General features: G+C 59.0%; 16 protein-coding genes. 9 read left to right on the top strand and 7 right to left on the bottom strand.

Annotated features, from left to right (window positions below):
* Positions 1-2: 2 nt before the first annotated feature.
* The 7 genes from BLW50_RS29525 (at position 3) to BLW50_RS29555 (ending at position 6,786) form a co-directional block, all read left to right on the top strand.
* Positions 3-878, top strand: a complete 876-nt coding sequence (locus tag BLW50_RS29525; RefSeq protein ID WP_090710899.1) for a branched-chain amino acid ABC transporter permease — start codon at positions 3-5, stop codon at positions 876-878.
* Between the two features lie 26 nt (positions 879-904).
* Positions 905-1,882, top strand: coding sequence for a branched-chain amino acid ABC transporter permease (locus tag BLW50_RS29530; protein WP_170850461.1), 978 nt, complete (start codon positions 905-907; stop codon positions 1,880-1,882).
* Positions 1,872-3,092, top strand: a complete 1,221-nt coding sequence (locus BLW50_RS29535; protein ID WP_090710578.1) for an ABC transporter substrate-binding protein — start codon at positions 1,872-1,874, stop codon at positions 3,090-3,092. The genes BLW50_RS29530 and BLW50_RS29535 overlap by 11 nt, the downstream gene beginning before the upstream one ends.
* 88 nt (positions 3,093-3,180) lie before the next feature.
* A complete protein-coding gene (locus tag BLW50_RS29540) occupies positions 3,181-4,896 on the top strand; it encodes an FAD-dependent monooxygenase (RefSeq protein WP_090710581.1) in 1,716 nt (571 codons plus the stop codon).
* Complete coding sequence (locus BLW50_RS29545; protein WP_090710583.1) at positions 4,893-5,105, top strand: hypothetical protein; 213 nt, start codon at positions 4,893-4,895, stop codon at positions 5,103-5,105. Before BLW50_RS29540 ends, BLW50_RS29545 begins: the two co-directional genes overlap by 4 nt.
* Positions 5,095-6,213 carry an alpha/beta hydrolase family protein gene (locus BLW50_RS29550; RefSeq protein WP_090710585.1) on the top strand — a complete coding sequence of 373 codons (1,119 nt, stop codon included), beginning with the start codon at positions 5,095-5,097 and terminating at the stop codon, positions 6,211-6,213. The genes BLW50_RS29545 and BLW50_RS29550 overlap by 11 nt, the downstream gene beginning before the upstream one ends.
* A 45-nt stretch (positions 6,214-6,258) precedes the next feature.
* Complete coding sequence (locus BLW50_RS29555; RefSeq protein WP_090710588.1) at positions 6,259-6,786, top strand: VOC family protein; 528 nt, start codon at positions 6,259-6,261, stop codon at positions 6,784-6,786.
* Positions 6,787-6,948: 162 nt separating this feature from the next.
* Here the strand turns inward: BLW50_RS29555 and BLW50_RS30810 are convergent, their stop codons facing one another.
* From BLW50_RS30810 to BLW50_RS29585, 7 genes are all read right to left on the bottom strand, one after another.
* Complete coding sequence (locus BLW50_RS30810) at positions 6,949-7,095, bottom strand: hypothetical protein (protein ID WP_170850462.1); 147 nt, start codon at positions 7,093-7,095, stop codon at positions 6,949-6,951.
* Between the two features lie 640 nt (positions 7,096-7,735).
* Positions 7,736-7,876, bottom strand: coding sequence for a hypothetical protein (locus tag BLW50_RS31210; RefSeq protein ID WP_244544526.1), 141 nt, complete (start codon positions 7,874-7,876; stop codon positions 7,736-7,738).
* Between the two features lie 359 nt (positions 7,877-8,235).
* The gene (locus BLW50_RS29565; protein WP_090710592.1) at positions 8,236-9,396 is read right to left on the bottom strand and encodes an ABC transporter substrate-binding protein; all 1,161 of its coding nucleotides are present in this window, start codon (positions 9,394-9,396) and stop codon (positions 8,236-8,238) included.
* A 39-nt stretch (positions 9,397-9,435) separates the two neighbouring features.
* Complete coding sequence (locus BLW50_RS29570; RefSeq protein ID WP_090710594.1) at positions 9,436-10,509, bottom strand: TauD/TfdA family dioxygenase; 1,074 nt, start codon at positions 10,507-10,509, stop codon at positions 9,436-9,438.
* Between the two features lie 14 nt (positions 10,510-10,523).
* Positions 10,524-11,888, bottom strand: coding sequence for an FAD-dependent oxidoreductase (locus BLW50_RS29575; RefSeq protein ID WP_210186182.1), 1,365 nt, complete (start codon positions 11,886-11,888; stop codon positions 10,524-10,526).
* Positions 11,885-13,591 carry a hydantoinase B/oxoprolinase family protein gene (locus tag BLW50_RS29580; protein WP_090710596.1) on the bottom strand — a complete coding sequence of 569 codons (1,707 nt, stop codon included), beginning with the start codon at positions 13,589-13,591 and terminating at the stop codon, positions 11,885-11,887. Before BLW50_RS29580 ends, BLW50_RS29575 begins: the two co-directional genes overlap by 4 nt.
* Complete coding sequence (locus BLW50_RS29585; protein ID WP_090710598.1) at positions 13,588-15,714, bottom strand: hydantoinase/oxoprolinase family protein; 2,127 nt, start codon at positions 15,712-15,714, stop codon at positions 13,588-13,590. Before BLW50_RS29585 ends, BLW50_RS29580 begins: the two co-directional genes overlap by 4 nt.
* A gap of 303 nt (positions 15,715-16,017) precedes the next feature.
* Here BLW50_RS29585 and BLW50_RS29590 point away from each other — a divergent pair, with 303 nt between their 5' ends.
* Together BLW50_RS29590 and BLW50_RS29595 are read left to right on the top strand one after the other, a co-directional pair.
* Positions 16,018-16,923: a LysR family transcriptional regulator gene (locus BLW50_RS29590; protein ID WP_090710600.1), complete on the top strand. Its 906-nt coding sequence runs from the start codon at positions 16,018-16,020 to the stop codon at positions 16,921-16,923.
* Between the two features lie 82 nt (positions 16,924-17,005).
* Positions 17,006-17,695, top strand: a complete 690-nt coding sequence (locus BLW50_RS29595; protein WP_139267786.1) for a hypothetical protein — start codon at positions 17,006-17,008, stop codon at positions 17,693-17,695.
* Positions 17,696-17,734: the final 39 nt, after the last annotated feature.

A 17,734-nucleotide genomic window follows, 5' to 3' on the forward strand; every position in this document is an offset into this window, starting at 1 on the left:
AAGTGACCTCGTTTCTGCAGCAAATCATCGACGGCCTGGAAAGCGGCGCCATTTATGCCGCATTAGCTCTGGCACTGGTTCTCGTTCATCGCTCGACCGGGTTGATCAACTTCGCTCAAGGCGAGATCGCGATGTTCTCAACCTACATCACGTTCAGCGCGCTGACCCTGGGACTTCCTCTTTTCCTGGCCGTCCTGATCGCCATGGCATTTTCCCTGGCGGGTGGCATGCTGATCGAGCGAGCGCTGTTTCGTTCGCCGGCGAGCCGTCAACCTCTGACCGCTGTCGTCATCATGCTGGGCTTGTTTATCGGCATCAATGCCGCCGCCGGCTTGATCTGGTCTTATCAAGTCCAGCGCATACCGACCCTGTTCCCGGAGGGCCTGCTCAGGATCGGCGGCAACGCACTCAGCTACCAGATGATCGGCACCCTACTCGTTCTTCTGCTGATCTGCCTCGTTCTTCACTTCCTGTTCTCGCACACCAAGCTTGGGCTGATGATGCGCGCTGCCGTCTCGAACGGAGAATCCTGCCGCATCCTGGGCATCAATCCCGGCACCATGCTCGGGCTGGGATGGGGCCTTGCCGCGGCGCTTGGCTGCTTGGCCGGCGTACTGGTCACGCCGCGGCTGTTCCTTGATCCCAACGTGATGCAAGGGATCATTATCTTTGCGATCGCGGCCGCCACGGTTGGCGGGCTCGACAGCGCAGTGGGCGCGGTCGTTGCAGGTCTCGGCATCGGCGTCCTGGAAAATCTCGCCGGAAGCTATCTTGTCGGCTCGGACCTGCGTGTCTGCATTCCGCTTCTGTCGATCATCGCCATCCTGACGCTGCGGCCACAAGGATTGTTCGGCCGGAAATGGACGGTGCGCGTATGATGCCTCAATCCAACATTGGAAGCTGGATGCGCACCGCCGGCGTGCTCGTCCTCGCCATCGTGGCGCCGTTCGTCGTCAGTTCTTTTGCGACATTCCAGCTTGCGACCGCCTTCTCTTACGCCCCGGCCGTGCTCGGCCTAGTGATCATCACGGGCCTTGCTGGACAGCTCGCTCTGGGAAACGGCGCCTTCTTCGCCCTGGGTGCTTACACCACGGCGGTTCTCGTCAAGACATACGACTTTCCCTATTGGGCGACGTTCCCGGTCGCCGCCATTTTGTCGCTCGCCCTCGGCGTGCTGGTCGGCATTCCGAGCCTGCGGCTGCGCGGACATTTTCTTGCCGCGCTCACTTTGACGATCGCCGTCGCAGCACCGCAGATCATCAAATATTTCGATTGGCTCACTAATGGCGTGCGCGGCATCAACGTGATCCTTCCGGACCCGCCGGAATGGCTCGGTATCGATGCCAACCAGCGCGCTTACTATGTAGCGCTGCTTGTTACGATTGCCAGTTTCATCGCCACCTATTCAGTCAGAAACAGCCGGCTGGGACGCGCCCTACGCGGAATTCAAGAGAACGAACTGGTTGCCACGTCTCTTGGCGTCAATATTGCGCGATTGAAAGTAGCGGCATTCGGTTTCAGCACCCTGCTCGCCGGACTGGGGGGCAGCTGCTTCACGATCACGGTCGGCTATGTCGCGCCCGAGAACTTCACCATCGGCCTCGCCACGCTCTTGATCATCGGGCTCGTAATTGGAGGCAAGACGTCCGAATGGGGCGCGATTATTGGCAGCCTCTTCATTGTCGTTCTGCCGATCTACACTGGCCGTATCGATCCGGCGCTCTCCGGTCTTTGCTTCGCCGTTGCCGTCGTTTTCACCATTCTGTTGTTGCCTGGCGGGCTTGTCAGCCTCCCCAGCCGCCTGATGCGGGGCGTGCAATCGCTCCCGCACTTCTTCTCCTCTCATCGTCGTGCAAGCAGGAAACTGGGAAATGCTTCATAAATCTCTTCTTGTGACAGCCTTTGGCTTATCCATCTCGTTGCTTGGCACGCCGGCATCGGCGCAGTCGCGCTCTCCAGGCATTACCGACGATACGGTTTCCCTCGGCACGATCGCGCCGCTCTCCGGCCCGACGGCTCCGCTCTCGATCTACAACCGCCAGATCGACGCCTATTTCAAATACATCAATGAAAAGGGCGGCGTGAAAATGGCGGACGGCAAGACGCGAAAGATCGCCTTTCGTGTCATTGATGCCGCGGGCCAGCCTTCACGTGCTGTCTCGGGCGCCCGCGAGTTGGTCGATCAAAACCAAGTCTTCGCCATTATCGGCGTCTTCGGCACCAACGAAAACCAGGCGATCGTCGACTATATGAACGCCAAGAAGGTCCCACATCTTTACCTTCTGAGCGCGGCGACGGCCTGGGGCGCCGATCCCAAAGCACGGCCGTGGACCATCGGCTTCCCGCCTGTCCCCGCCACGCAGACCGGCATTTTCGGCGCCTATCTGAAACAGGTGAAGCCCGACGCCAAGGTCGCGATCCTTTATGCCAACGATGAATACGGCAAAGACGGCCTGGAAGGCATGAAACGCGCTCTGGCCGGCAGCAATGCAAAAGTGGTTGCGGCGGAAAGCTATGAATACACCGACACCACCGTCGACTCGCAAATCGTGAAACTGGCGGCCAGCGGCGCCGACGTCTTCCTCAACTTCGCCGTCGGCCGCCCGGCAGCCCAAGCTCTGCAGAAGGCGAGCGAAATCGGCTGGTCGCCTCTGCGTCTCGTTGAAACCTCAACCGCGTCATCCGGCCTGCTCAAGCGTCTGCCGGCACCGATGATCGAAGGTGTCGTCAGCGCTGTCTATTTGAAGGACCCGACGTCCGAGCAGTGGAAGAACGACAATGCCATGAAGACCTACCAGGACGCGATGGCGAAATTTTTCGGTGCTGGCTTCGATCCCACCGCGCAGCCGATGGGCGCTGTCTTGGGTGAAGCGTTCGTGAAGCTTCTTGAACAACTCAAGACCGGCCAGCGCGCCGAACTGATGGAAATCGCGCGGAAGGTCGACAAGCAGCAGAACGATTACCTGCTGCCGGGCATCACCTTCAACACCGCTTCGACCAACGGTTTCCCCATCACCCAAATGCAAATCGTGACGGTGCGCGGCGGCGTGTTGACGCCGACCGGCGACATCATGACCGGAGCCCCGCGCTGAGCCGGGATCAATAAGCGATTCAATGCGCTGGTTCGGTCACGACCGAACCAGCATCTTTTCGAAAGTGATCAAGCAATAGGGAAGCGCTGTGGAAGCGACATTTTCCGAGTATTTTCCGTATGAGCACCACGCCGCGGCCCTGCCCGATCTGGAGAACGGACAAGAGCGGAAGCGCCATAAGGTCGTGATCGCCGGCGGCGGGCCGACCGGGCTTGCCGTGGCCTTGGGCCTCGCAAACTATGGAATTCCAAGCGTCGTTCTGGAAGCCGATGAAACCATCTGCACCGGCAGCCGCGCCGGGGCTTTCACCCGCCGAACCATGGAGATATTCGATCGCTTGGGCGTCTCCGATGCCGTTCTCGATACGTGCCTGCGCTGGAATGAAGCCTGGACATTTCTCGGTCTGACCGAGATTGCCCGCTTGCAGCTGCCCGGGGATGAAACACAGAAGTTCCCTCCCTCGATCAGCCAACTGCAGAATTATATCGAACATTGCATGGTCAAGGAAGCCGAGCGCAAAGACGGCCTGATCGACATCCGCTGGCAGACACGTGTCACCAAAGTCACATCGTCGAACGCTGGGGCACGCCTCGCGGTTGAAACACCCATCGGCGCCTACGAACTCGACACCGATTGGTTGATTGCTTGCGACGGCGGACAGAGCACCGTGCGCAAGGAACTCGGCCTGCGGATGCAGGGACAGCGGCATGTTGGCCGCTATGTGATTATCGACATTCGTGTCGACAACGACAGCATCCGGGCCGGCCGCCATTGCTGGTTCAACCCGCCATCCCTGCCGGGCGGCACGTTGCTCATGTACAAGCAGCCGCGTGGCATGATCCGCTTCGACTACCAGATCAGCGAGGAAGAGGAGGCCTGGGCCTCAAAACCGGAAGAAGTGCTGAAGCGCGTCCAGAAGCATCTGGACATGATCGGCATCACGGGCTCCTGGGAACCGGTCTGGATCAGCCTCTACCGAGCCAGCGCGCTGACATTGGAGCGCTATCGCTACGGGCGCGTCCTGTTCTGCGGCGACGCGGCTCATCTGGTGCCGATCTTCGGTGTTCGCGGCATGAATTCGGCGGTTGAGGATGCGCATAATCTAGCTTGGAAGCTAGCTTTCGTCATCAAAGGCCTGACCAATGACGAACTGCTCGACGGCTTCTCAGCCGAACGGCACTTCGCCGCGCTGGGCAATATGCGATACGCCTCCCAGGGTGCGGAATTCATGTCGCCGCCGACAACGCCGCATCGCATCATCCGCGACGCGGTTCTGTCGCTGGCTCAGGATACACCCGCCTTGCGCGAGCTCATCATTCCACGTCAGCATGCGGCCACACCACTGACTGAATCTCCGTTGACGATGACCGACGAGCCCGGCGCATTCGCCGCCGGCCCCGTGCCCGGTGCCGTCCTGCCGGAATGCCCTCTGCGCATTGGTCGGAATGGCAGCGTCGTGAATGGCCATCTGACGGATCTGCTGGGCCCACATTTCACGGCTTTGTATTTTGGCGAAACAGCGGAAATGCCAGCACCGCTCAAAAAAGCCTGCCAAAGCTTTGGCGAAAAATTTCCACTCGCGGTGCGCATACTATCACGCGGTGCCGCAGCGCCGGAAGACATGTCCGCACAGGACGAAACCGGGCGGCTTTTCACCCTTTATGATGCCCAGCCTGGAACCCTTTATCTCGTGCGCCCCGACGGCCACGTCATGGGGCGCTGGAAGCAAGCTCAGGCGCATCATTTTGAAGCCGCGCTGAAATGCCTGCCAACGAGCCACAAGACGGAGGCGCTTTCAGCATGACGCGGGACGACCTGGAACATCTCTACGCAACATTATGTAAACGCCTTGCCGATGCGGGCGAAGAAAACACCAACGCCGTCCTGGCGCGCCTGACCATGCTGCTGCTTCAGGACATGACGGACGTCGCCCGGGCGACGGCATTTATTGACAAGGCAGCGGCGGGTTACGCGGCCGCCCAAGAACAACAGGAGCCTAAGCATGACGCCTGAATTGGTCAGCATCACTGTTCGCCAAGGTGCGATGCAGGAGAGTCAATCCGGGCTACAGATGATGAATCCCCGCATCTGGGGCGTCTTCAGACGTCCCGCTGGGGCTCGTTGTGCTGCCATCGTCATTCATCCGACTTCCAATTTTCACGCCCATTATCTCTTGGAACCCCTGGCGGAACGCGGCATCGCAACGCTAGGCCTGAACACCCGCTATGTCGGCAACGATTCCGTTCTGATCCTCGAACGCGCCATCCAGGATCTCGGCGCCGGCGTCAGTTGGCTGCGCCGCCAGGGATTTGAGCGCGTTCTGCTCATCGGCAACTCCGGTGGCGGCGCTCTGGTGAGCTTCTATCAGGCCCAGGCCGAAAATCCCGACATCACGGCGACGCCGGCTGGCGATCCGATCGAGCAGTTTCCCGAGGACATGCCGCCGGCCAATGGCGTCGCCTTGAGCGCCGCCCATCTCGGCCGCTCTCGCATCATCGAGACCTGGCTTGACCCCTCAATGATCGACGAGAACGACCTGCTTGCGACCGACCCGGCGCTCGACATGTTCAATCCTGCCAATGGCCCGGCCTATTCGCCGGCCTTCATGGACAAATACCGCCGTGCGCAGAAACAGCGTGTCGAACGGATCACCACCTGGGTCGACGCCAAACTGCGTCAGCTGCGCTCCATGCCGGATGGGCCGCGCGATATGGCCTTTGTCATCCACCGCACGTTGGCTGACCCGCGCAACCTCGATCCGACGATCGATCCGAACGACCGTACGCCCGGCATCACCATCTGGGGACCTCCCCGCCAACTCAACTATGCGGCCAACAGCATGGGGCGTTACACCTCGCTCACAGGCTATTTAAGCCAGTGGTCACCGCGCAGCCGTGGCGACGGACCGAGCAACCTGGCGCGGACCAGCATTCCGGTTTTGCTCTTCGAACATACGGCTGACCCTTCCATCTTTCCATGCGACAATGACACATGGGCAGGCGCCGCGAAGGGGCGGATACAGCGCCACCGTCTCGTAGGGGGCGATCATTACCTGGCAGGCCGCACGGACCTGATCACGGAGACAGCTGATCGGCTGCTCAGTTTCGCCAAGAGCCTTTAAGTCTTTCACTCGCTCGCATCATGTCGAAGCCTTAAGGAGAGATGCATGACCATCGCGATCCAGAAGCTCAATCATTTCGCTTATCGGTGTCGTGACGCCGAGGAAACACGTCACTTCTACGAGGATATTCTCGGGCTTCCCCTGGCCCACATCGTGCGCGAAGACCATGTACCCTCGACTGGCGAATATAATCCCTATTGCCACCTCTTTTTCAAAATGAACGACGGCTCGTTCGTAGCGTTCTTTGATCTGGGCGACAACGTCGCCCCCGAACCTTCGGCAAATACCCCTGCCTGGGTCAATCACCTGGCTTTGGAAGTCGCCACGAAAGATGAATTGGTCTCATACAAGAAGCGGCTGGAAGCAGCCGGTATCTCCGTTTTAGGGATCACCGATCATCACACGCTGAATTCGATTTACTTCTTCGATCCAAATGGTTTGCGGGTCGAGCTTACCTGCTGGACCGTGGATGATGCTTACATGGCTGAAGCCGCCAAATCGGCACATCAGCATCTACAGGAGTGGACCGACAAGAAGCGGAGCCGTCTCGCGGAAAAACAAGCTACGCTCTAATTCAACGTCTTGTCGATGAGCGGGTGCAAGGAATCGACGATGTCGGCAGGCCTTTCTGGCAACATGGCCTGCATTCCGCGAAAGAATTCGGCGAGGATCATTGAGATCACTCGCCGTTCGTGCCGCGCTGGTTAGATCTCGTATGCCCCTCGGCGGGCATGCCTACTCCGCCTTGAAATCGATGGATCGCGCATCCATCAAATCGGCGCCCTCCTGTTTGAACTGCGTCTGCAGCTTCGAGTTTGCCACGATGCGCCCGCTGGTCCCTTTCAACGCTTTTTGTGACGCCATCGGCAAATTGGCTTGCAAGAACGACCTCGCTCGACGCATTGAGCCGCGTTCGTGTCGAATTCGGACTGAGCAGTCGCTGCGATCTCCCTGTCGTTCCCTTCTTAGGTGTGCCAATCGACAATCAGCGAACTCAATAGTCGGGCCCTTAAGGGCGTTTGAGCATCCCACCTGTATGATAGTTAGGAATACGACAAGTGCACTATTCGTCAGTCCAGAAAGCTGATCGCAGAACGTCTCGCGTGGAAACCGCCAAGAGTAAAGAACACGACAGGTATATTATTTCTGCAGTGGAGCTAAAATTGCCAATCACCCTTCTAACGCAGTTCGTCATTCTCTCGCACGACGCCCCGATCCAACGCCTCTCAGCGCGAGGTACGGTCCAGCGCATTAGCCAGTATAGCTGATCCCAAGCCTCGCCGCCGCTGTGATCTGTACATCGAGCCCTACCGCCGTCGCGTTTCGCGCGATGGCGATACCGGAGAAGGCAAACCGCTCGCCGCCGGCGAAGGCGAAGACGCCTGCGGCGTCATCCCGCCGAAGGTATGGCGCCAGCCCAAGGTGTCACGCGCCGTCAAGGCCATGCCACCCAGATCAAACTGGCTCGCGACGCGCAGCCCCAGCGTCGAGAAGGTAACGCTGCTGGTTCTACCCTGGCCCGTCACAGCCGCCGCGCCGCCCATCTCCTGGAAGCCGTGGTGCTCAGGTCGACGTAAGCCAGATTGGCGAAGGACTCGAAACCGAAGCGCCCCGCATCGATCCGATAGCCGAGATCCCCGAACCCTTGGGGAGGTGCGGGCATCACAATGGCCGCGCAAGGCGTCGTTGAAGCCCATGAAGGCGACGGAGTGGCTGTTATGGATGTCGTGCCATGTGCGCGCGCCCCCACCGCAATGAACCGGTCCGACGCGCCTGCGCCGATGTCGATCACTAGATGGAGCCGCTCTCGAAGCGCGCATTGCCGCTGGTCTGGATGATGTCGCCGCCGATGCCATTCACCATCGCAACCGACCCTGGTTCAAGAACAGCCCGAGATTTTCGAAGACCGTCGTCGCTGGAACCTTCGTACCCACCGCATGGAGAACGCCTGAAACGGTATTGCGCGAGGTACCGCCGGCCATGCGGGAATCGTTCTCGCACAGCACTGGTCGCTCTTTTCGACTATATTTTGCACGACGCGGCGAAGCTGTCGCCGTAGTCGGACATGATTTTCTTCCGCGTCACAAGCTTCGGCTTGCCGTCCTCGCCCTTCACCACGGTGGCCGCCCACCAATCCTGAACAGGGTGCTGATTTTTTCCGAAGCGAAAATTGCCCCTGATGGACTCGATCTTTGCGCTCAGCATCGCTTTGCGAAAGGACGTAACGTCGCCGAATTTTTCACCGTTCTGCTTCAGCGCCGCTGAAATGGCGACAGCGGTGTCATATCCCTGGCTGGCATAGATGCTGGGCGTACGACCGTATTTCTTCGTATACTCTGTGACGAACAACTTGTTCGCTGCATTCTCAAAATCGCTATTCCAGTGCGTCGAGACATTGATACCAACCGCCGCGTCCCCGACTGCCGCTAGAATATGAGAATCAATGGCCTGTGCCGAGACGATGAGCGGTATCGAAGCCTCAAGCCCGGCTTGTTGGTACTGGCGGATGAAGGTGATCCCCAATCCGCCCGGTTGAAACTCTAGGACGGCGTCCGGCTTGGCGGCACGAATCTGGGTCAATTCAACCGAGAAGTCGGTCTGGTCAAGGCGGGTGTAAATTTCTCCAACGACCTTACCTTTGAAATAGCGCTTGAAGCCATCGACGGCGTCCTTCCCTGCCTGATAGTTTGGCATGACGATAAAAACCTTTTGGAAGTTCAAATCGTTCGCATTGCTCGCAACGGCTTCGTGCACCGCCGTGTTCTGCCAAGGGACAACAAAATAATTCGCGTCGCAGTCCGCGCCAGCATAGGACGACGGGGCCGCGTTGGCGCCGATGATGACGGCCTTCGCATCCAAGATATCTGGCGCAACAGCTTCCAACACGTTAGAAAATGCGATGCCCGTGAATAGACGAATATGATCCGTCTTCAACATCCGTTCGGCGATCTGCTTGCCTTGACCCGGTTTCAGGGCATCGTCCTGAACGATGACATCGACCGGCACGCCGCCAAGCTTCCCATTCTCGATCTCAACCCGCAGATTAAACCCATCGCGGATATCCTGCCCCAGATAACCGGCTGGCCCCGAAAGGGTGGTGATCATCCCGATCTTCAACGGATCGGCGGCGAAGGCGTGCGTCGCCAGCGTCAACACCGCGGCACAAAGGAAAAAACGATTCATCCAGATATCTCCCACTCTCTGATTGAAACAAGACTTTTGCTAAGCAACACCTCGGATCCGATGGCGGTTCGCGCTGTCCCAGCCCAGATTTCCAAAACGCGCATAGGCGTGACGCATGACGTCATCTTCCTCGCCCCAGATCGTATCGTTCGAACATTCTAGCCATAGCCGGAACAAGTAGCGCCGCCGCTGCGGTTCCGGATGATCGACGTAGGACCTGCGTCCGTGCAGCACCGACAGATTGTTCAGGAGCTGGATGTCGCCCGGCTCGAACGCCATCTGCATCGCCAGATCGTCTCGGCGCGCGGTGAGATCAAAGAAGTCCAGGGCTTCCCGATCCATATTGTCGAGTGGTGCGTCGGCTTTCCCGCCCCCACCATTGATATAGGAACGGCCGTAGCGACAGCTCACGCGGTCCGGATGCCTAACGAAGACGGGGATTCGCGGCGTTGTCGGCGGCTCCTCCCCCCAATTCTGGCCCTTGCGGTCATAGAAAAAGCCGCGTTTCAGTCGTGCCAGACAGTCCGGCCGCTGACGAACAATCTCGTTATAGATGGCCCCTGAGCTGACAATCGCGCTTTCGCCGCCACTCTTGGCCTTGCGCAGGCATAGCAGCCCGACGATATCGGTTGGGTCGCAATGGAAATTCAGATCCGCGCTGCTCTGGTAGCCGCGCACGTCATTGGCCGAATGCCTTCCATCATAGCCAAAGTCGACACCTGTATTGGTGACCGGACACACGAAGTCTCCGTGACTGTTCTGGCTCAACCCTCGACCATACAGCAAGCCGATGGCCCAATAGAGGCGACGGCTGTCGTCATCGCTCAACTCCGAGATTGGAAAGCCGCGCAGCATCACGAATCCGCGGCGAGCGATCTCCTCCTTCGTTGTCTCGACGAGCGGCAGCAGGCTCGGCAGAATATCCGCGGGATTGCGGATAGCGTGGATATCCTGGCCTTGCCAAATTTTGATTCCTGCCTGCAGCTCTCGCAGTTGTTCGCCATTGAGAACATGAAGCCAGGACGTGTCATTCCGAAATGTCTCGCCCGTCCAGACACCCGGCCCATTGACAGGCACGTCCGCAGTCTCATCGGTGATGCACTCTTCACGCATGGATTTCTCCCCGCCTACGGCGCTACAGATCCAGCCCAGACATCGGCGCGTTCAAGATTGTCTCGAATTCGATGTCGCAGGCTCTCGAAGTTGATTTCTCGTATGGGCTTCGCCCCGGCGAGGTCGCAGGCATGGGCTGCGGCGGCGCCCATGGCGATGCAGGGGCCGATGACCCGAACGCTCGACAGCGCAACCGGGTCCGCATCGATGCATCGGCCTGCGGTGACCAGATTGTCGCATTCCTGCGGAAGCAGGCTGCCGAGCGGCACATAATGCATGTGATCGCTCGAGAACTCCTCCCAATAGCCTTCTTCGTCGTTATCGTGCAGCTCGATGGGCCAGCTACATCTGGCGACAGCATCATCGAACCGGGCTCCCTGGCGGACCTGATCCGCAGTCAGTGTCCGCGTTCCCTTGATCATCCGCGTTTGCCTGACGCCTACCGTTCCATAACTACGTACGCGTGCAGCTCCGAACGCAGCCGGAAACTCCGTTTGGAGAAACTTCAGCACACGATCCGCCTGCTCGCGCCCCTCCAACACCGCGCGTGACATTTTCACGGCGTCCATAGGCGTCGCCAGATGCGTCATATTCACGAGAGCAACGCCGCTGGCGGGCGCCGAGAAGGTAAATCCGTCCCTGCGGGAAATTCCATATTCGTTCGACAGCAATTGCGCGCGCCTGTTCACCTCATCGCGCGACGTCTGCAACAGGGATGGCGTATCGACCCCATCGAGCGTCATCATCTGCGTGCCGCGGATCGGTATCTCGGCTTCCTGAACCTGCAATCCTGCCAACCAGCTCAACACCGCGTCGCCCGACGCGTCGATATAGTGATCGGCCTCGATTTCGACGTCGCCGAAACGGGTGGCCGCGACAATCGAACCTAGTTTGCGCGCCTTGAGCGACACTTCGCGGATGGTCGCACCCAGCAATGGCGTAATTCCCGTCGCCGCGACACTTTGCTCGACCCAACGGGATAAAGCGACCTCGTCGTAGACATGTATGATTGTGTTACGGCCTTTGCGGGTTTTGATGGCACCCCGCGAGCCCAGTTCCGTGATGATTTCGGAAGCTATGCCGTAAACAAGCTGATAGGGATCGGCTCCGTTTGAATAGAACCCGCAGAACGTTCCGACGATGCTATGAACCGACTGACCACCCAGACTCGGCGAAGCCTCTACGAGCAAAACCTTGTTGCCAAGACGGACGGACTCCAGGGCAGCGGATATGCCCGCGGCCCCTGAGCCGACCACGCAAACATCACACCTGATCTTCTGCAGTTCCTGCCGCTTCGGTCGACGCAAAATTCGGCTGGCAATCCGCCTTGGTGCCGGCGCGCTGGTATGGTGTCCTCTGGCGAGACTGTTCATCATCATCGCGCCACGCCTGGATGATCGTATGCTGGCTGCTCGTCTCTTGTGCCGCTGGGCGTCGCTTCACTGTAAAGGCGTGCGGCCGACTGTTCCGTGACGTAGCCATTGGCAATATCCTGACGCAGCAATTCCGGATCTCGCTCGCGCGGATCGCCATGGCCGGCACCGCCCGGAAGCTCCAGAACGAGGATTCCGCCTTCCGGTATTTCCTGAAGACCCATGCCAGCGATCGCGGCGCCGGACAGCAAATGGCATGCGCCCACGGCGCCGGGCTGCCCGCCGCTTCGGCCCAAGGCCGGATGATCGATCCGGTCAAACATGGCCTGAACGCTGAATGAGCCAGGAGAGCGAGAGGAGATATGAATCGTCTGGCCAAGGCCACCGCGATACCGGCCCGCCCCACCTGAATCCGTGCGCAGTTCCTTCTTCAGTATGATCACGGGCGCGACCATTTCGGCCGCTTCCACCTGCACGCTTCTGGTTCCCGCCGGAAAAGCCGTCGCCGACATCCCGTCCTTTGTCGGACGCGCCCCCGTGCCGCCATTGGAGAAGAAGAAGGATTCCCACGCCTTGTGCGAGCCGTCGGGCAAACGCGTGCCCCGCACATAAGGATTCCACATCAAGCCGCCCTCGGCCTGCACGCCACCGGGCAGTACTTGCTCAAGGCAACCGAAGACGACGTCGGGCAGCATCAAGCCGATGATATGGCGCGCGGCAACCGGCGCAGGGCGAACCGCATGCAGAATGCTTCCCGGTGGGGCCGTCACCTCGAAAGGGGAAAGCGAGCCGTAGTTATTCGGAATTTCTGGCGCGAGGGCACAGCGCAGTCCGAAACAGGTGTAGGCGGTGGTGTAAGGTTCCACCACATTGATACCAAAGCGGCTCATCGGCGATGTGCCCGCCCAGTCGACCTTGATTCTGTCGGGTTCGATCGTGCAGGTCGCCCGCAATGTGATGGGGACGCCGTAGCCATCGACCGTCATTTTATTGGAATAGACGCCGGGCTTGAGCGTGCGGATGATGTCCAGCGTCGCTTTGTAGGATTGCTCGATGATATAGACGCCAAGTTCCTCGAGATCGTCGATCGCAAACTCTTCGAGCATTTCGACCAGCCGTCGCTCTCCTTCGGCGCTAGCAGTCAGCACCGCATGAACATCACCCTCGACTTGGGTGGGTTCGCGCGTATTGGCGAGGAGAATTTCCAGCAGATCCGCGTTCAGCCGCTCACCGCGAACCAAAGGCATCATGGGGATGGCGATGCCTTCCTCGAACACCTGCCGCGCATCAGGGCCCATGCCTCGACCGCCCACGTCGACGAGATGAATGACCGATGCAAAAAACGCCACCAGTTTTCCGCGATAGAATGCGGGAGCAACGACCGTGATGTCGTGCAAATGGCCTGACGCCAACCAGGGATCGTTAGTGATATAAGCATCGCCTTTCTTCATGATCGCAGCGGGGAACTTCTTGAGAAAGCCCTGAACCGCGATGGCCATCGTATTGACGTGGCCCGGTGTTCCAGTCACCGCTTGGGCCAGCATCCGCCCCTGCAGATCGAAAACACCGGCGGACAGATCACCGGCCTCGCGTACCGCAGTGCTGAAGGATGTCCTGACCAGCGTTCGCGCCTGCTCTTCCACAACCGCGATCAAACGCGTCCACATGATTTGCCGATGAACGGCGGCGAGGGCTTGCGCAACGGTCATTGTGATTTCCTCGTGCAGTCGATACAGTCCCATTCGTTGATGCGCGCGCGGAAGGCCGCGGTAATCAACGTCGAGGTTTCACGCTCCTGAATGACGGCGGGACCATCGATGATATCACCGGCCGCAAGGGAGTCCCGGTGATATATTTGGACCTCAGTCCAGCCACCGCGATCCGGATCGAACAGTTTATCGATCCGCAACGGGCTTGGACGGCGCAGGCGACATTCGGACGGATCTGGCGCAGATGCTTCGCGATCAGCCGAGACAGTGACGGCCCAGCTCAGAAGTTCGACATCGGCCGCGGGAACCGCGCGGCTATAGACCCTGAGATATTCCGCTTCGAAGCTTTCCCGCAAAGTAGCGACATCGTCGGCCTTGTCGACAAAGGCGTGAACCGGAACCGAGATTTCATGCCCCTGTCCGGCATAGCGCATGAAAGCAGTCAGACTTGTCGTGAGCCGGTCATGCCCCGCCGTTTCGGCGACGACCTTCCAGGCATCGCTCGTGATCTCATTCAGCATCGCTTTGGTTTCGGCGATATCGAGCTGCGAGAGTGGGGAATGCTGAGATCGCGCGATTTCAAACGACAAGGGCGCTTTGAGAAAGCCGACAGCCGATCCGACGCCGGCGCCGGACGGGATAATCACACGGTTGATGCCGACTTTTTCAGCCATGCGCAAAGCATGCAAGGGTGCAGCTCCGCCAAAGGCGATCATCGTGCGATCGGAAAGCGCCACGCCGCTTTCGATGGCATGCACCCGCGCGGCGCTGGCCATATTCTCCTCGACCACTTCGCTGATGGTCCATGCGGCCATTTCGACATCAAGGCCCTGTTTCGCCGCGATATCGCGGTGCAAAACGTCGGCGCTGGCGTCCCTGTTCAAGATAAAGGAGCCGCCAGCGAAAGCCTGGGCGTCGAGGCGGCCCAGCGCCAAGTCAGCATCGGTCACAGTGGGATGGCTGCCGCCGCGGCCATAGCATGCCGGCCCTGGTTCGCTGCCAGCGCTTTCCGGTCCGACAGTCACGCGCCCAAGCCGATCGACGCCCGCGATGCTGCCGCCTCCTGCACCGATCTCGACCATCTCGATCACTGGGATGCGCAGCGGAAGCCCGCTGCCCTTTTTGAAGCGATAGACGCGCGCCACTTCAAAGGATCGCGACATCAGGGGCTTTTGATCATCGATCAAGCAAATCTTCGCCGTGGTCCCACCCATATCAAACGACAAGACACGATCGAGCTCACATTGCTTGGCGATGCTGGCAGCGAACAGGGCACCACCCGCAGGACCGGATTCAACCAATCGCACCGGATAGCGTTGCGCGGTCTCAACCGTTGTCAGTCCGCCACCCGACAACATCAGCCGCAACGGCGCGGTCATGCCGTCCGCCCGGAGCTTCGCCTGCAAGCGTTCAAGATAGCTTGCAATCAGCGGTTGAACATAGGCATTGGCGCAGGCTGTCGAGAAACGTTCATACTCCCGCATCTCTGGCGAAACGTCGCTGGACATCGTCACCCAAAGATCCGGCAGGGAGGCGCGCAGGATATCGCGCACACGACGCTCATGATCGGGAAAACGGTAGCTGTGCAGGAACCCTATCGCGATGGATTCGATCTCCTGCCGCCGCAGTGTTTCAACGAGCCGCATGACATCGTCAGTGGCGAGGGATTTCAGAACATTTCCCTCTACGTCCACCCTCTCCTCGATGCCAAATCGCCATTTTCGCGGCACCAGCGGCTGCGGCAGATCGATCGTCAGATCATATTGCTCGAAGCGCTCCTCAGATCGCGTCTCGACAACGTCGCGAAAACCCGCGGTCGTCAGCAAAGCCGTCCGGGCGCCTCGGCGCTCGATCAAGGCATTGGTCGCCAAAGTGGTGCCGTGCACGATGAGGCCAACCTGTTGCGGCTCGGCCCCTGCCTGAGACAGAACCGATTGAATACCGGCGAAGACGCCAAGTTCAGGCGCCGTATGGGTTGTGAGCACCTTGGTGCTGACCCGGCTGGATTGAGGCGCCTCAAGAACGACGTCGGTGAACGTGCCGCCAATATCAACGCCAATTTGAAGACGCCGATCGACGTCGGTGCCGCCGGTTGAAAATTGAGCCTGGTTTACGACAGTCATTCTCGACCTCCCATTCGCGTGCACATTAGCGTCGCGTCTCGGAAACGGTTTCGAATTGATCCCATAACCATTATCGATGCGGTCGATGGGGCCGGATGGCTTGCCGTCCAGACGCAGGATAAGACGACGGCATCGATCCATCCGCCTTCACCGTGGCAGCCGCACCAACGCATTCTGCGAGAATTTGGACATAAAAACGGGCCATTTGAGAACAGGCCACCTGGCGTTTGGAAAATCACGCATTGCAATTTTGCGGGGGCGACAGAAAATGCTCCCCTTTATTTCTGCTTGCGCGGACTGGATATGCAAACATTCGACCTTAATCTGTTGCGCGTCTTCGTTGCTCTGTTTCAGGAACGGAATGTCACGAAGGCCGCACAGCAACTTGGACAGACGCAATCAACAACCAGCAGCGCTCTGGCCCGGTTGCGGATCGTGTTCAAAGACAAGCTTTTCGTCCGGACCGCTCACGGCTTGGCGGCGACGGCCCGCGCCGAGGACTTGGCAGGGCCAATCATCAATGCCTTGCAACAGATCGGTCAGGCGGCATCACTCAATCAAGAATTTGATCCGCAATCGAGCGACTATCATTTTCGCGTCCATGCGCCGGAGCATGTCATATCCCTTTTGCTTCCTCGCCTGCTGCCCTTGCTGAACTCAGAAGCGCCACAGGTGACGCTCGATCTGCAGTCCACATACGGCAACGATGGTCCGGAGCATTTGCGATCCGGACGCCTGGATTTCCTCATCAGCTACGCATTCGAACCGCCGCCTGACAATTTCAGGGTCATGCGTCTATTCCGGGAATCTTCCGTGGTGATTGCTTCACGGCGTCATCGCACCCCATCCGCGACGCTGACACTGGAAGACTACGTTGCCGCAAAGCATGTCGTTCTGCGGCCCTTTCAAACCTGGCGCTATTCCCCGATCGATCATGCGCTCCAAAAATTGGGCCATTCGCGCAAGGTCGCAATTTCGGTCGCGAGCCATTTGATGGCGGTCAACATCGTGCGCAACTCCGATCTGATTTCGTCGGTGCCGAAGTCAGTCGCTCAAGCCTTTACCGATCCAGAAGAGATCATTACTTACCCTTCCCCGTTTTTAGTTACGCCGTTTGATGTCTCAGTGGTTTGGCATGAGCGGGAACAGTCCAACGCGGCTCACCAGTGGTTTCGTACATTGTTAAAGCGATGCCGCGGTTTGGACTGATTCTTTCTGTCGTCATAAAGAGGTAGAGATTCCGCTTCAGAATTTGAAGTGCACCAGCGGCGTTTTCAAAAGGGAGCACGAATTGACTGAGCGAAACGAAGAAAGCATGCGACTTCGAATGACGCGGGACGCTTCAGGTATGCCGGCTCTGCCGGCAATTCGTGTTTTGGCCTTGGCCGGCATAATGTTAGTGATGCCAGTTTACGCACAAACACCTACCGTTCTTGATTGCACCGGTCCCTTCGCCCGTAACGCCGACGAAGTTGCGCTGGCGAAAGCTTTCGGCGCTACTAATGTGAAGCGCACTGACATCGATGTCGGGGAAGGATTCACGGAGTCCGGCGCCACTATTTTTCCTGAGGACCCAAAGCGCCGTATCGAAATCATCTGGCGTGATAAGTCGAGGCACCGCCAACCGAGCACAATCCGCTTTCGGCAGGGCAGCGCTTGGAGTATTCGACTGCCTGGATCCGGTGAGCGGCGCCTTGCCATCGGTGCGACGCTGGCGGAAGTCGAGGCCGCAAATGGCGAGCCGTTCACGATCCTAGGATTCGATTGGGACAATGCCGGTTACGCTGCCGACTGGGGCAACGGCGCGCTCGCCCGACCCGTTGGCGGGTGCAGCCTGACTATGCTCTTCGACGCGGACCGAGGGGCATCAGGCTCCGCTCTCGAGGCCGTCTCCGGTGATCGGGAATTTCGTTCTTCTGATGCCGCTATTCGCGCCGTGAAACCGGTCGTGGTGCGGATTTCATTCGAATGGTCGGAGTAATCTGCGAAGCGATGAATTGCGTCGTCGTTCATATGCACA

It is taken from the genome of Beijerinckia sp. 28-YEA-48, from assembly GCF_900104955.1.
Classification (GTDB): Bacteria; Pseudomonadota; Alphaproteobacteria; order Rhizobiales; family Beijerinckiaceae; genus Terripilifer.